8 protein-coding genes are annotated in these 14,979 nt (G+C 70.4%); 3 read left to right on the top strand and 5 right to left on the bottom strand.

From position 1 onward, the window contains the following. Positions 1-50: 50 nt before the first annotated feature. The 3 genes from NFR49_RS07940 to NFR49_RS07930 form a co-directional block, all read right to left on the bottom strand. Complete coding sequence (locus NFR49_RS07940; RefSeq protein ID WP_251159108.1) at positions 51-4,541, bottom strand: Spy0128 family protein; 4,491 nt, start codon at positions 4,539-4,541, stop codon at positions 51-53. A gap of 18 nt (positions 4,542-4,559) precedes the next feature. Beyond that, positions 4,560-6,746, bottom strand: coding sequence for a hypothetical protein (locus NFR49_RS07935; protein ID WP_251159107.1), 2,187 nt, complete (start codon positions 6,744-6,746; stop codon positions 4,560-4,562). Between the two features lie 529 nt (positions 6,747-7,275). Beyond that, positions 7,276-7,902, bottom strand: coding sequence for a putative ABC transporter permease (locus NFR49_RS07930; RefSeq protein WP_251159106.1), 627 nt, complete (start codon positions 7,900-7,902; stop codon positions 7,276-7,278). Positions 7,903-8,063: 161 nt separating this feature from the next. On the opposite strand from NFR49_RS07930, the gene NFR49_RS07925 reads away from it, so the two are divergent. Both NFR49_RS07925 and NFR49_RS07920 read left to right on the top strand, forming a co-directional pair. Next, complete coding sequence (locus NFR49_RS07925; RefSeq protein WP_251159105.1) at positions 8,064-8,684, top strand: flavodoxin family protein; 621 nt, start codon at positions 8,064-8,066, stop codon at positions 8,682-8,684. Positions 8,685-8,805: 121 nt separating this feature from the next. Then, positions 8,806-9,510, top strand: a complete 705-nt coding sequence (locus NFR49_RS07920) for a dihydrofolate reductase family protein (RefSeq protein WP_251159104.1) — start codon at positions 8,806-8,808, stop codon at positions 9,508-9,510. A 111-nt stretch (positions 9,511-9,621) separates the two neighbouring features. Here the strand turns inward: NFR49_RS07920 and NFR49_RS07915 are convergent, their stop codons facing one another. Then, positions 9,622-10,044 carry a TOBE domain-containing protein gene (locus NFR49_RS07915; RefSeq protein ID WP_251159103.1) on the bottom strand — a complete coding sequence of 141 codons (423 nt, stop codon included), beginning with the start codon at positions 10,042-10,044 and terminating at the stop codon, positions 9,622-9,624. A gap of 108 nt (positions 10,045-10,152) precedes the next feature. Continuing rightward, complete coding sequence (locus NFR49_RS07910; protein WP_251159102.1) at positions 10,153-10,929, bottom strand: ZIP family metal transporter; 777 nt, start codon at positions 10,927-10,929, stop codon at positions 10,153-10,155. A 204-nt stretch (positions 10,930-11,133) separates the two neighbouring features. Between NFR49_RS07910 and NFR49_RS07905 the strand changes: the two genes are divergently transcribed. Further along, positions 11,134-14,913, top strand: coding sequence for a phosphoribosylformylglycinamidine synthase (locus tag NFR49_RS07905; protein WP_251159101.1), 3,780 nt, complete (start codon positions 11,134-11,136; stop codon positions 14,911-14,913). Positions 14,914-14,979 lie beyond the last annotated feature (66 nt).

The raw sequence follows: 14,979 nt of genomic DNA, 5'->3' as shown, positions 1-14,979 counted from the left end.
TTCGGTTCCCGCCGGCCGGGGCGGGGCCCGGGCTTCGGCGTGGGGCGGGGCTAGCCGCGGCGCCTGTGGAGCACGACCGCGCCGGTCACCGCCACGGCGACGAGGGCGGCCAGCCCGGCCAGCACCCACCCGTTGGAGGCCAGGTCGCCCGTGGCGGGCACCGACCCGCCGCGCGACTCCGTGCCGCCGGTACCCCGGTCGCCGCCGACCCTGCGCTCGGTGACGCGCTCCAGGGGCACGACCTCCTCGGCATCCACCTGGGTGTCGAAGAGCGTGATGGTCTCGGCGGAGATCTCGGCGTTGCCGTTGTCGGCCCCGGAGACGAGGCTCACCTTGCCGTAGGGGTCGATGGTGAACACCACGTCGCCGGCCTTGTGGTAGCCCTCGGGGGCCTCCACCTCGCGGAGGATGTAGCTCACGTCCACATCCAGGGTGGCCACGAGCTCCTTGGTGGCCTCGCCGGAGGTCCAGGAGGCCACGACCTCGCCGTCATCCTCGCGCAGGATCTGGAGCTTGGCGCCCACGACCCACTCGCGGGTACGGGTGTCGAGCTTGTTGAAGGCCACGCGCGTGGCCTCGTCGTACACACCGCCGTCGAAGGAGTAGGTGAGCAGCGTGGAGCCGTCGGGCTGCTCCTGGGAGGTGGCGCCGCCGTCTGCCCCCTCGGCGAGGGCCACGGGCTCGTCGGCGATCTCCTCCGCCTGGGCGGCGGGCCCGGCCTCGGTGTCGTAGGCCGGGTCCTCGGCCCTCACCAGGGTGAGGCCGCCGGGGGCGGATCCGTCGGCCGCCACGGAGAAGTACGGGCTGCGGAACTCGCTCACGGTGTGGCCGCCGGGGGCGGAGACCTCCTGGAAGTAGTAGCGCGACCCGGAGGAGAGCCGCACGTCCTCGAAGAGCAGCCAGCCGTCCTCGTCGGAGGTGGCCTCGCCGAGCAGGACGTCGTCGTGGCCGCCCTCGTCGTTCACGAGGTAGAGGCCGTAGGTGGCGCCCTCGAGGCCGAGGTCGCGGTCGAGCACGCTGGTCTTGCGCACGCGCAGGTCGATGTCGCGCACGCGGTTGGTCATGGTCGGATGCCACGTGGGGTTGCCCACGGACTCGGGGTAGGCCACGTACTCGCCGTCCACCAGGTGGCCGTACTCGTAGGTGCCCTGGAGGGTGCCGGTCTGGTCGTCATGCTCCACCTCGACGTGGAAGAGGATGACCTCGTCGCTGTAGTCGACGGTGGGGTCGTGGGACATCCCCTCGTCCTCGACCACGCGGTACCAGTAGCTGCCCGCGCTGTTGAACACGAGGCAGACGGGGTTGCCGTCGTAGTCCCAGCCCTGGGGGTTGGCGGCGTCGAAGTCCACCATGCCGTAGCGGTCGTTGCTCGTGGCGGAGACCACGGTGCCGGAGAGGTCGTCGTCGTGGGGGCCGTTCACGGTGACGAGCTTGAAGCTGAACTCGCCGGGGCGGATGGTGCGGCCGTCGAGCTCCTTGACGATCTTGGGGTCGACGAGGCAGGTGGCGTCGGCGGGGGCGCCGGAGGCCGCGTACACGGCGTAGTTGGCGAAGGCGATGCCGGACTCGCCGTCGGTGTTGTAGAACACCGGGGCCGTGTCCTCGCCGACGAGGGGCCCGTCGACGGAGCCGGCGAACCAGGTGCCGACGACCTCGGCCTTGAGCCCGGCCCTGTCGGAGTCGTCCTCGGAGACCCTCACCTGGAGCACGTAGGCCACGGGGTCCCTGCCGGGCTCGTCGCCTCCGTCCTCGGTCATGACGAACCAGTGGTCGCCGAGGTCGTTGCGCTTGTCGTCGGCGGTGCCGTCGACGCGGAAGTCCACGGCGTCGAAGGTGACGGTGGCGGTGCCGCCCACGTAGTCGCCGGTCGTGCCGGTCCAGGTGCGGCCGTCCTTCACGGGCACCTCGGAGATGTCCTGGCCCTCGGCCGGGGCCTGGGCGAGCTCCCTGAGGGTGAAGGTGTAGGGGGCCGAGTCACCGGAGCCCATGAAGTGCTTGGTGGCCGTGGGGGCCCACTCGCCCACCAGGGAGTGGGTGTTCACGATGGGGGCGGCCTCGATGGCCTTGTCGTCGACGGTGAGGGTGCCCTGCCTGATGACGGGGGTCACCGTGACGGTCTTGGTGCCGGCGGCGTTGTCGACGGCGACCTCGGCCGTGGCGTCCACGGTGAACCTGACCGTGTGCTCGGCCTCGTCGTAGGCGATGTCGCCCTTGTCGTCGGGCACGACCTCCCTGAGCTTGAGCTCCACGGGCACGGTATGGGTCTCGCCGTCCTTGTCCCAGGGGAGGCCCTGGAGGTACGAGGCGATGCCCAGCCCCTCGAACACGATCGTTCCGTCGGCGTCGTTCCCGACGGTCACGGAGCCGTCGGGCATCGCGGTCGTGGTGCCGTCGGCGTTCTCGACCACGGTGCCGTCGATGCCGGTGAGGGTGAACTCGAAGGTGCGCCCGCCCAGCTCCATGTCCTTGCCGAGGGCGTTCACGAGGCTCTTCTCGGCCTCGAAGCCCACGGTGCCGAAGAGGACGGACCTGCGGAGCCTGAGGGTGTTGGCCATGGTGACCGGGTTGCCGCTGGCGGCGCCGTTGTCGAACGCCTTGCCGTCGACCTCGATCCCCTTCAGCTCGGGGTCGTGGTAGGTGACGTTGAGGGAGGCGTTGGGATAGGAGATGGACTGGACCCTGTGCCTCACCGAGAGCGTCACCGTGACGTCCTCGGCGTACTCGATGTCGCGGTCGTCGCCGTCGGTGCGCTGCTCGCGGACGGTGTAGGTGACGTCCTTGGTCTGGCCGGCCGCGATCTGGGTCTTGAGCACGCCCTCCATGTCCACGGAGAAGAGCACGGCGCCGTTCTCGTCGTTCCTGGACGTGGCGACGGTCTTGCCGGAGGCGTCCACGAGGTCGAAGGCGAACTCGCCGCCCTTGAGCCCGACGGCCTGCCCGTCGCTGTTCTCGAACTCCTTCCTGATCTCGAAGGAGAGGGGGCTGTACTGGTCGCCGTTGGGCAGCTCGCCCACCATGAGGGTGCCGTTGCAGCCGATGCCGCCGCCGTGGGTGGTGCTGGTGTTGCCGGTGATGGTCACGGCGCGGCCGGTGACGGTGTCGGACGCGGGCTTTGTGCTCGTGAGGCCCAGGGACTCGCCGGGGAGCACGAGGGAGTCGCCCTTGTAGACGGTGACGTCGCGGGCCTGGGTGCCGTAGGCCGTGGAGCCGGCGGCGCGGCCGGTCCACGCCACGGTGGAGTTGGCATGGCCGTCGTAGCCGTTGATGTAGCTCACGTTGACGCAGTAGTAGTCCATGGCCTTGGCGGCGGTGAAGCCGGGGTCGGCCTTCGCCCACTTGTCGCCGGCCTCGTAGGTCTTGCCGTTGTAGGTGACCTCGAGGGAGTCGAGGTACTTGTTGTCGGGCCAGCTCTGGCGCCGCGCCGTGTTGCCGTAGAGGGAGAAGCCCTCCTCGATGCGGCCGATGCCGATGGAGGCGTGGGGGCAGCCGGAGATGCCGCCGCCGAGGCCGTTGGCGGTGTTCTTGGTGATGAGGGCGCTGCCGAGGAAGAGCACGCCCTTGCTCTCGACGAAGATGCCGCCGCCGCCCCAGTCGACCTTGGTCTGGGTCCTGTTGTCGACGATGGAGCCGCCGTCGATCCTGGCATAGGAGCCGGCGCCGGCGCCGTCGTGGTTGCCGGCGACGTAGATGCCGCCGCCCTCGTGGGTGGTGGCGGTGTTGGAGCTGACGGTGCCGGAGGTCATGGTGAGGCCGCAGGTGCGGTCGATAAAGATGCCGCCGCCCACCTTGGCCGTGTTGCCGGTGACGGTGCCGCCCCTGAACTCGAGCGCGGCGCCCGTATCCTCGCCGTTGTCGCGGCGCACGAGGATGCCGCCGCCGGCCTTGTCGTAACCGGAGCCGAGATCCTTGAGCCCCTGGGCGCCGAGGGAGGAGCCGGAGCCGCCCTTGACAGTGGGGCCGTCGAAGACGAGGCGGCTGCCTGCTCCCGTCACCTCGATGACCGAGGCGTCCTTGCCGGTGCCGTCGATGGTGCCGGGGCCGACGATGGTGACCTTGGCGCCGCCGGAGATGACGATCCTGCCCTTGAGGGTGCCGTTCACCGTGAGGGTGTAGTCTCCGGCCTTGTTGTAGGTGAGGTCCTCGGTGACGGTGCCGTCGACGGTGCGGCTCGGCTGGTTGGCCTCCCTCGCCGCGCCGTTCGCGGGCTCAGGCTCGGCCGCGGGCTCCGCGTCGGGCCCGGGCTCGGCGGCGGGGCCGGCCTCGGGCTCGAGGGTCTGCTCGGCGGGTGCGGCCTCGGCGTCGGGCTCCTCGGCGGGGGGTTCCTGGGCCAGCCCGTCCGCCGCGGCGGCATCCTCCGCACCGTCGCCCTCCTGGGCGTCAGGTGCGGCGTCGCCGTCCACGGAGACGACCTCGAGGACCTCCCCCTCGACGCCGTCGCCGTAGGCCGGCGCCGTCACGGGGAACGACGTGAACACGAGCACGAGCGACAGCGCAAACGTGACGAAACGCTTGAGCGTGCCGTTCTTGGGTGTGGGTCTCATCGGGTTCGCCTCCTTCTCTTACGCGTTGGGGTCGGTGGTGCCGGCGGCCTGCCTGCGGCGACGGAGCAGCCAGAACAGCAGGAGGAGCAGGGCCGCGGCGCCGGCCGCGGCACCGGCCACGAGGTAGCCGTTGCTCAGCGGGCCTCGGGCCAGCGGGTTCTCGTCGTCCTCGATGCGCTGCTCGACGGTGGTGGTGCCGTCGGGCGATGCCAGCGGGTTGTCGTCGTCGTTGATGACGGTGGTGCCGTCGCCGGGCGTCACACCCGCGTCGCCGCCAGCAGCGGCGGGGGCGGCCGCAAGGCCCGCGGGGGCGGCGGCACCCGCGGCGGGCGCGGTGCCCGCGGCGGCGGGGGTGGTTCCGCCGGTGACCGGGAGCGTGGCGCCGCCGACCACGACGTCGCGCACGGTGTCGATGATCTGGGTGCGCCTCACGACCACCTGGCCGTTGAGGACGTCGTTCACGTTGCGGTAGTACACGGTGTAGGTGCGCGTGGGCGAGAAGTAGGAGTGGCGCACGCCGCCCTCCTGGCCGGCCAGGCGCACGTAGCTCTCGCCGTCCTGGTCGAAGGTCTCGGGGCCCTCGATGACGGTCCAGTCCACGTCGTCGGGGCTCACGCGGACGGTGTCGGTGCGGAGCACGGAGTTGTCGGCCACGTCGACGTAGCGCACGGAGACGTCGTAGGGGTCGCCGGGCACGTGGCCCTCGGGCACGTAGTAGACGGTGCGCATGAGGTCGGCGCCCGCGGCGATGTCGTCCCAGCTGCAGGTGAAGGCGGCGTCGTCGCCGTGCCAGAGCTCGTAGGTCACGCCGTCGACCACCTTGGTGGGCTCGGGGGTGTAGGTGGCGGCCCGGTCGGGGGTCACGTCGAGGGTGACCTTGGGGCCGAGCGTCCTGTTGGTGGAGCCGTCGACCTCGTAGACCGTGACGGCGGCCCTCTTGGTCTGGCTGGACGCGCGGTAGGCCACGGTGAGGGTGCGCATGCCGTCCTCGTCCTTGCCAAACCTGTCGGCCCCGGCGTTGGCCTCGAGCCTCACCACGGGGTTCTCGGGGTCCACGTCCCACCGGGCGCCCTCTCCGCCGCGGACGGGGTCGTCGGCGTCCAGGGTGTACATCTCGGTGTAGTGGCCGAGGGTGCCGTCGCGGTCCTCGGTGGTGGTGCGCTGGGAGAAGGTGGTGGGCACGGTGTAGTTGTAGCCCTCGCCCACGACGTCGAGGGTGTCGGTCCAGAGGGGCGCGCCCTGCTCGGCGCCGTCCTCGTCGACGGCCACGTAGCGGACCCTCACCTGGTAGGACCCGGCGTCGGCCTCCTTGACGGGCACCACGCGCACCACGGCGGTGGCGTGCTCGGGGGTGAGCCTCACGGAGGGCACGAGGGTGAGCGCGCGGTAGAAGACGTTCTCGGCAAAGAAGGCGCGCTCCACGGGCACGGTGAGGCCCTCGGCGGAGAGGCCGCCCACGGTGGTCTCCTTGACCACGGTGCCGTCCTCGGTCACGTAGTTCACCTTGCCGGAGACGGCGCCCGGGGCGGCCTCGGCGTACTCCACCTCGAAGCGGCTGCCGGTGAACACGTTGTCCACGCCGTCGGCGGAACGCACGAACGTGCGGTAGCCGTCGCCGTCCTGGAGGTAGTAGTCGAGGCCGACGCCGAGGTTCCGCGCTGCCCCGGCCTCCCCGTCGGAGGCGGTGCGGATGCCCATGAGACGGTAGGAGGTCCTGCCGTCCGCGGCCACGAGCTTGGCGTAGACGGGGTAGACGGTGCCGCGGTAGAGGACCACCTTGTCGTCGTCGCCGCGAAGGGCGCTGCGGACCGTGACCTTGTACACCGGCGCCCTGTCCGCGTCGCCGAAGGTGTCGGAGATGGACCGGCCGTCCTCGCCCAGGGTCAGGCTGACGATGTGGGCGAGGAGGGCGCTCCCGGTCCCGGCGTCGTCGCCCACGCCCTTGGTGACGGTGTAGGGCTGGCGGGACGCCAGGGTGGCCCCGTCGCGCTCCACATCTATATAGACGGTGTCGCCGGGGTCGAAGCCGTCGAGGCGCAGCAGCTCCCACTGGGAGGCGTTGGGCTCGAGGGCGTCCACGCCCGACACGCGCCAGGTCTCGGCGGTGCCCGCCAGGGCGGGCGCCGGCACCGTGCCGAGCACGAGGGCCACGGCCATGACGACGGCCACGACGCGCCGGAGGGGCGTTCTCGCAAGCGGTTGCATAGGGTCTCCTCTTGATAAGGGTGGCACGCCACCGGCGCACCCCTCGGCCCGACGCGCGGGAACCAATGGGCAGAAAAGTGCACTATTACTTATTCAGCTGAGTTTAAATGAGAAGTACCCTCTGAACAACACTTTTGTTCAAGATACTTTTAAGGGACTTACATCCAGCAACAGGACAATTCTTTTTTTGAAATCGAATCACAGAAATATGCAGATAAATAGCTATATAAGGGAACCATGAGACATATCAGGTCGAGTTGGATGCATATAGGTCCAATTATGTTCTTTGCCAAAGATAAAGACACTTTGATATGCATCTACCGGGTAGAACCTGAGGTGGCCCACCGAAAACGACCCGAACACCACCGTGGTAAACCGCCGTGGGCGCCGAGGCATCGCGCTTTCGCGGATGACCGCCGCGGGAACGCCCGGATCCGCCGGCCTAGGAACACGGGAGAGGGCCGGACGCCCCGACAGGGGTGCCCGGCCCTCACAGCACCGTCAGATAACGTGAAGGGCAACGGATCGCTTACAGGTAGGCGAAGAGGGCCGCCACGACGATGAGCGCGACGAGCGTAACGCACACGGTGTTCGCCACCCATGGGCGCAGGGAGCGCAGCCAGGCGTCGATGGCGGGATAGAACACCCAGAGGTAGAGGATGGCCATGACGCCGATGACGAGGTCGTTGACGAGCCAGCCCTGCCCCAGGATGTTGAGGGGCAGCTGCGAGTTGTCCCAATAGGGGTACTCCCCCGCGGCGTCCGGCTGGTTGATGATGAGACCAATGACGGTCTCGAGCACGGCGGCCACAGCCACGGTGTAGGCGAAGGTCTCGAGGACGGCGCCCCGGGTGGTCCTGCGCTTGGCGATGACGTCCTCGCGGAACGGCTCGATCACGAGGGTCATGGCCACGGCGCCGATGCCGTAGACCCAGTAGGGCGTGTAGATGGGCTCCACCCAGACGGCGTAGTCGGGGGCCACGATGCCGAACTGGCTCATGAACAGGCAGTAGGGAATCTCGAGCCAGTGGCCCACCCAGCAGAAGACGCAGAACACCACGAAGAGAGTGCGCCACCACTCCAGCGTGAGCACGGAGTAGCGGCCCTCCTGGTCCTTTGTGAAGAATCTCATGAACACGCGTTTGAACGAAGCCATGGCCTCTCCCCTCCTGTGAACGACGCGGCGTCGCCCAGGATCGGCTGAGAGGGCGCCCCGTGGTGGTTGGTTCCCCAGGAGGGTCCCTCCCATGCGGGGAGCGGGTAACCACCGCGGATACGATGGGACGAAGGAACGATGGAACGACCGAGGAGGGTCCCATGAAGGTGCTCACTATCTGCGGCAGCCCGCGGCCCGGCGGCAACACCGCCCTGGCGCTGGACGAGATGGAGAACGTCTTTGCCGAGGAGGGCATCGACTGCGAGCGCGTGACTGTCGGCGGCAGGGACATCCGCGGCTGCATCGCCTGCGGCCACTGCTTCGAGCACGGCCGCTGCGTCTTCGACGACATCGTAAACGAGGTGGCCCCCAAGCTCGCAGAGGCGGATGGCCTCGTGGTGGGGGCCCCGGTCTACTACGGGAGCGCCAACGGCACCGTGAGCGCCTTTCTCGACCGGCTCTTCTACAGCACCGGCGGTCAGGACAAGACCATGAAGGTGGGTGCGGCCTTCGCTGTGGCGCGCCGCGGCGGCACGAGCGCCACCTACGACGAGCTCAACAAGTACTTCGCCATCAGCGGCATGCCCATTGCCACGGGCCAGTACTGGAACGGCGTGTTCGGCCGTGAGCGCGGCGAGGCGGCCGAGGACGCAGAGGGCATGCAGCAGATGCGCACCCTGGCCCGCAACATGGCCTTCCTCATGAAAAGCGTCGCCCTGGGCAGGGAGCGCTACGGTCTGCCCGTGAAGGAGCCGTTCCAGCGCACGAACTTCATCCGGTAGGGGCGCGGGCGGTCCCACCGACGGCGCGTCCTTTTAGTCAGGCAGTGGAAACCCTAAGGATAGAGCCGACAGCGGCTCGCCGTGGGACGCTAGGGGCACATCACGACGAGAGGAGCCCGCGTTGCGCACTGTCATCCACATCCTCACCACCGTTGACGGAAGGATCTCCGGGCCCTTCATGGGATCCGACGCCGCAGCCGGCGCCCGGGCCGCCTACGGCAGGATCCGCGAGGCATACGACCCCGACGCCTCGGTCTACGGCACTGTGACGGCACTGGAGTTCGCCGGCTTCCCGGCCGCCCCGGTCACACTGCCCGGCGATCCGGTGCCCGACGGCGACTTCGTGGCGCCCGACGCCGAGGGCCCGTTCCTGCTCGCCACGGACGCCGCCGGCGAGGTCTGGTGGCGCTCCTCCCGGCTGGACAGGCCCGGGCGCCCATCGAGCACGGTGGTGGAGCTCGTGTGCGAGGAGACGCCCAAGGCGTTCCTCGCCTACCTGCGGGCCCGCGGCATCTCCTACCTGGTGTGCGGCACCCAACGGGTGGACTGCGCGCTGGCGCTGGACAAGGCCCGCGACCTGCTGGGGGCCCGGCGGGTGCTCGTATGCGGCGGCGGCGTGGCCGACTGGACGTTCCTCGAGTCCGGGCGCGTGGACGAGGTCTCTGTGGTGGTGGCGCCCGTGGCCAGCGGCGACCCACGCGCTGCGTCGCTCTTCACTTGGCTCGGCGACACCCCGAAAGCGCCCGTGCCGCTGTCGCTCGAGGGTGTGGACGACCTCGGGGAAGGCGCGGTTCACCTGCGCTACCGGCCGGGCAACCGCGATTAGGGCCCGCGGCACTCGGCGAGGATGCGCAGCATGGAAAAGGCGCCCGGGCCCAGGGTCGCCCCCGGGCCCGGGCGCCTCACGACGCCGGTGATGCACGGCCTCGGCGCCCCGCTACTCCTCGACGCCCACCATGAGGTCGGTGGCCTTGATGACGGCCGTGGCGGTCTCGCCCACCACGAGGCCGAGCTCGTCGATGGCGTCGTTGGTGATGGAGCCCTTGACGGTCTGTCCATCGGCGAGCTCGACGGTCACGTGGCCGTTGACGGCGCCGCGCTTGACCTCGACGACCTTGCCAGCGAGCTGGTTGCGGGCAGAGAGGCCGGCGATGGCCCCGGTGGCGAACATGACGGAGGTGGCCTTGGCGACGGCTACGGCGGCCATGCCCTCGGCAAGGCCGAGCTCGTCGATGGCGTCGTTGGTGATGCCGGCCTTCACGCGGCCGAAGCCGCCCTCGATGGTCACAATGCCGTTGACGGCGCCACGATCGACGGAGGTGACGGTGCCGGCGAGCTGGTTGCGGGCAGAGATCTGCATGGGTACTCCTTCTTGGGGTCCTTGAGCATTTAAGAGACGTTCAGGTCACAGGCAGTCTCTCCCAAGATCCCTGAAGGGGCGAGTCCCCCCATTCAAATCCCACCAGGCCTAGCCCAGGGCCACGTCGAGCACCATCATGAGGGTAAAGCCCACGGAGAACAGCAGCGTGCCCAGGTTGGAGTGGCCTTCCCCCATGGCGGTCTCGGGGATGAGCTCCTCCACCACCACGTACATCATGGCGCCGGCGGCGAAGCCCAGGAGGTAGGGCAGCACCGGGGTCACGAGCTCGGCCAGGGCGATGGTGACGAGGGCCGCCACCGGCTCCACGACGCCCGAGAAGACGCCCCAGCCGAAGGCCCTCCCCTTGCCCATGCCGTCCCCGCGCAGCGGCATGGAGACGATGGCGCCCTCGGGGAAGTTCTGGATGGCGATGCCGGCGGAGAGGGCCAGCATGCCGCCGGAGGTGATGTCCACGCCGCCCATGAGCCAGCCGGCGCAGAGGGCGCCCACGGCCATACCCTCGGGGATGTTGTGGATGATCACGGCCAGGGCCAGCTTGACCGACTTGGGCAGCGAGCTCTGGGGCCCCTCGTCCTCGCCGTCGGCGTGCTCGTGGGGCACCACGTGGTCGAGCAGGAGCAGGAAGCCCACGCCGGCCCAGAACCCCACGAGCGCCGGGAGGAACGACAGGCGCCCCATGGCCTCGGACTGCTCCATGGCCGGGACGATGAGGCTCCAGACGGAGGCGGCCACCATGACGCCGGCGGCGAAGCCCGTGAGGGCACGCCTGAGCAGCGGGCTCATGGCACCGGTCATGAAGAACATGCAGGCGGCGCCGGCGACGGTACCGGCGAGGGGCAGCAGCAGGGCGATGGCGAGGTCCACGGGTCTCCTCCGGTGTGCGGGCGAATCGGACCTTGGGTGCATACCCGCCGCCGGCGACGCCAAGCGGCTTGCGGCGCCGGTGTGCACGGACCGGGCGTCTCGTCTATCAGTGGCCCGCCTTTTCAGCATCCGCCCAGCACGGCCGGTGCGGGCGCTATCATGGGGGCTGGCAGACCCGACGCCCAGAGAAAGGCCTTCAGACCTATGGTTTCGAGGATCTACGTGGAGAAAAAGCCCGGGTTCGACATCGAGGCGCGCTCCCTCGCCCAGGAGCTGCGCGACATCGTGGGCATCGCGGGCCTCACCGGCCTGCGCCTGTTCAACCGCTACGACGTGGAGGGCTTGGACGAGGCGACGTTCGCCGCCTGCGTGCCCACGGTCTTCTCCGAGCCCCAGTCGGACGACGCCTCCGAGGAGCTCCCCGACCTGGGCGACGCCGCCGTGTTCGCGGTGGAGTTCCTCCCCGGGCAGTTCGACCAGCGCGCCGAGTCGGCCAGCGAGTGCGTGCAGCTCATCAGCCAGGGCGAGCGGCCCCTCGTGCGCTCCGCCACGGTGTACGCGCTGGAGGGCGACCTCTCCGACGGGGACGTCGAGCGCGTGAAGGCCTACGTGGTGAACCCGGTGGAGGCGCGCCTGGCCTCCCTCGAGAAACCCGTCACCCTGGCCCAGGACTTCCCGGCGCCCCCCGACGTGGAGGTGCTCGAGGGCTTCCGCCAGTGGGACGACGACGAGCTCGCCGGGTTCGTGGCCGGGCGCGGCCTGGCCATGGACCTCGACGACGCGCGGTTCTGCCGCAGCTACTTCACGGACGAGGGCCGCGACCCCACCATCACCGAGATTCGGGTCATCGACACCTACTGGTCCGACCACTGCCGCCACACCACCTTCGGCACCGAGCTCGACTCCGTGGCCATCGAGGACGCCCGCGTGCAGAGGGCGTTCGACCGCTACCTGGAGTGCCGCCACGACCTGGGCCGCGACGCCAAGCCCGTCTGCCTCATGGACATGGGCACCATCGGCGCCCGCGCCCTCAAGGCGCGGGGCGTGCTCACGGGCCTCGACGAGTCCGACGAGATCAACGCCTGCACCGTCAAGGTGAGGGTGGACGTGGACGGCGAGGAGCAGGACTGGCTCTACCTCTTCAAGAACGAGACCCACAACCACCCCACCGAGATCGAGCCCTTCGGCGGGGCGGCCACGTGCATCGGCGGCGCCATCCGCGACCCGCTCTCCGGACGCTCCTACGTCTACCAGGCCATGCGCGTCACCGGCGCGGCCGACCCCACGGTGCCTGTGGCGGACACCCTGCCCGGCAAGCTCCCCCAGCGCAAGCTCGTGACCACCGCGGCCCAGGGCTACTCCTCCTACGGCAACCAGATCGGCCTGGCCACCGGCCAGGTGGCCGAGCTCTACCACCCCGGCTACGCCGCCAAGCGCATGGAGATCGGCGCTGTGGTGGGCGCCGCGCCGGCCGCCAACGTGCGCCGCGAGGAGCCCGCCCCCGGCGACGTGGTGGTGCTGCTCGGCGGCCGCACGGGCCGCGACGGCATCGGCGGGGCCACGGGCTCGTCGAAGTCCCACACCGCCACCTCCATCGAGACCTGCGGCGCCGAGGTGCAGAAGGGCAACGCCCCCGTGGAGCGCAAGCTCCAGCGCCTGTTCCGCAACGCCGAGGCCTGCCGCATGATCAAGCGCTGCAACGACTTCGGCGCCGGCGGCGTGTCGGTGGCCGTGGGCGAGCTCGCCGACGGCCTGGCCATCGACCTCGACGCCGTACCCAAGAAGTACGAGGGCCTCGACGGCACCGAGCTCGCCATCTCCGAGAGCCAGGAGCGCATGGCCGTGGCCCTGGCGCCCGAGGACGTGGACGCCTTCATCGAGCTGGCCCGCGGCGAGAACCTCGAGGCCACGCCCATCGCCACCGTGACGGCCGAGCCCCGGGTGACCATGGCCTGGCGCGGGGGCACCGTGGTGGACCTGTCCCGCGCGTTCCTCGCCTCCAACGGCGCCCCCAAGCACCAGGACGTGCTCGTGGAGGCGCCGGGCGAGTGGGGCGTGCCCGCCGCCTGGGCCGACGGCTCGCTGCCGCTGGCCGAGCGCCTGGCCGCCGTGGCCTCCGACCTCAACGTGGCCTCCAACAAGGGCCTGACGGAGCGGTTCGACTCCACCATCGGCGCCGCCACCGTCCTCATGCCCCACGGCGGCACCCGCCAGCTCACCCCGCCCTGCGCCATGGTGGCCAAGCTCCCCGTGGACGGCGAGACCACCACGTGCTCCGCCATGGCCTGGGGCTTCAACCCGTACCTCTCGGCGGCCGACCAGTACTCCGGCGCCTACCTCGCCGTGGTGGAGAGCGTGGCGCGCCTCGTGGCCGCCGGCTTCCGCCGCGAGGACGCCTACCTCACGTTCCAGGAGTACTTCGAGCGCCTGCGCGACGAGCCCGCCCGCTGGGGCAAGCCCGTGGCCTCGGTGCTCGGCGCCCTGGACGCCCAGCTGGACCTCGAGGTGGGGGCCATCGGCGGCAAGGACTCCATGAGCGGGTCGTTCGACGAGCTGGACGTGCCGCCCACGCTCGTGTCGTTCGCCACGGCCGTGGGCCCCGTGGGCCGCGTTACCTCCCCCGAGCTCAAGGGCGCCGGCCACCGGCTGCTGGGCATCGTGCCGCGCTACCGCGACGACGCCCCCCTCGTGCCCGAGGCCGGGGCCGAGAAGGCCGCCATGGCCCTCGTGGAGGACCTCGTGGGAAGCGGGGCCGCGCTCTCCGTGGCCACGCCCGGCTACGGCGCCACGGCCGAGGCCCTGCTCAAGATGAGCCTGGGCAACGCCGTGGGCGTGGAGCTCGACCCCGCCTTCGTGGCGAGCCACGGCTCGGGGGCGCTCTTCTCGCCGGCCTACGGCTCCTTCATCGTGGAGCTGGCCGACGGCGCCGAGGTGCCGGACGCCCCCGACTGCCTGGCCGTGGGGCCCCTCGGCACGACGCTGGACGAGTACGTGCTGCGCGCCGGCGACGAGTGCGTGGACCTGGCCGCCGTGCAGGAGGCCTGGGAGCGCCCGCTGGAGGGCGTGTTCCCCTACCGCACGGCGCCCGAGGAGGCCGCCGGCCTGCCCGAGGTGCCCCAGGCCACCTGGACGGGCGGCGCGGGCGCCACCTACCACGGGCCGTCGCTCCTCGGCACCGAAGCCGGCAGACCACGGGTGGTCATCCCGGTGTTCCCGGGCAACAACTGCGAGCTCGACAGCGCCCGGGCCTTCCGCCGCGCCGGCGCCGTGGCCGAGACCCTCGTGGTCAACAACCTCACGCCGGACGCCGTGGCCGAGAGCTGCGCCGCGCTGGCCGAGGCCATCGACCGCAGCCAGATCGTCATGATCCCCGGCGGGTTCTCCGGCGGCGACGAGCCCGACGGGTCGGCCAAGTTCATCACGGCGTTCTTCCGCTCCCCGGCCGTCACCGAGGCCGTGCGGCGCCTGCTGCAGGACCGCGACGGCCTCATGCTGGGCATCTGCAACGGCTTCCAGGCCCTGGTGAAGCTGGGGCTCCTGCCCTTCGGCGACATCCGCCCCATGGACGCGGGGTGCCCCACCCTCACGTTCAACGCCATCGGCCGGCACCAGAGCCGCCTCGTGCGCACGCGGGTGTGCTCCGACCTGTCGCCGTGGCTGTCAAAGTGCGAGGTGGGCGACGTGCACACGGTGGCCGTCAGCCACGGCGAGGGCCGCTTCGTGGCACCCGACGCCGTGCTCGCCTCCATGGTGGAGAACGGCCAGGTGTGCACCCAGTACGTGGACGGGGACGGCCGGCCGTCCATGGACCTCTCGGTGAACCCCAACGGCTCGCTCCTGGCCATCGAGGGCATCTGCAGCCCCGACGGCCGCGTGATGGGCAAGATGGGCCACTCGGAGCGCTCCGGCAGCGGCCTCTACAAGAACGTGGGCGGCAACCTGTACCAGCCGCTCATCGAGGGCGGCGTGGAGTACTTCGCGTAGGGGGCGCCCCTGTCCCACCACCCGGACACTTTTGTCCCAATGGTCGGGCACTTTTGTCCCACCACC

The sequence above is a fragment of the Caniella muris genome, from assembly GCF_943193035.1.
Lineage (GTDB): Bacteria > Actinomycetota > Coriobacteriia > Coriobacteriales > Atopobiaceae > Granulimonas > Granulimonas faecalis.
This window is presented reverse-complemented; position numbering and strand designations above follow the sequence as displayed.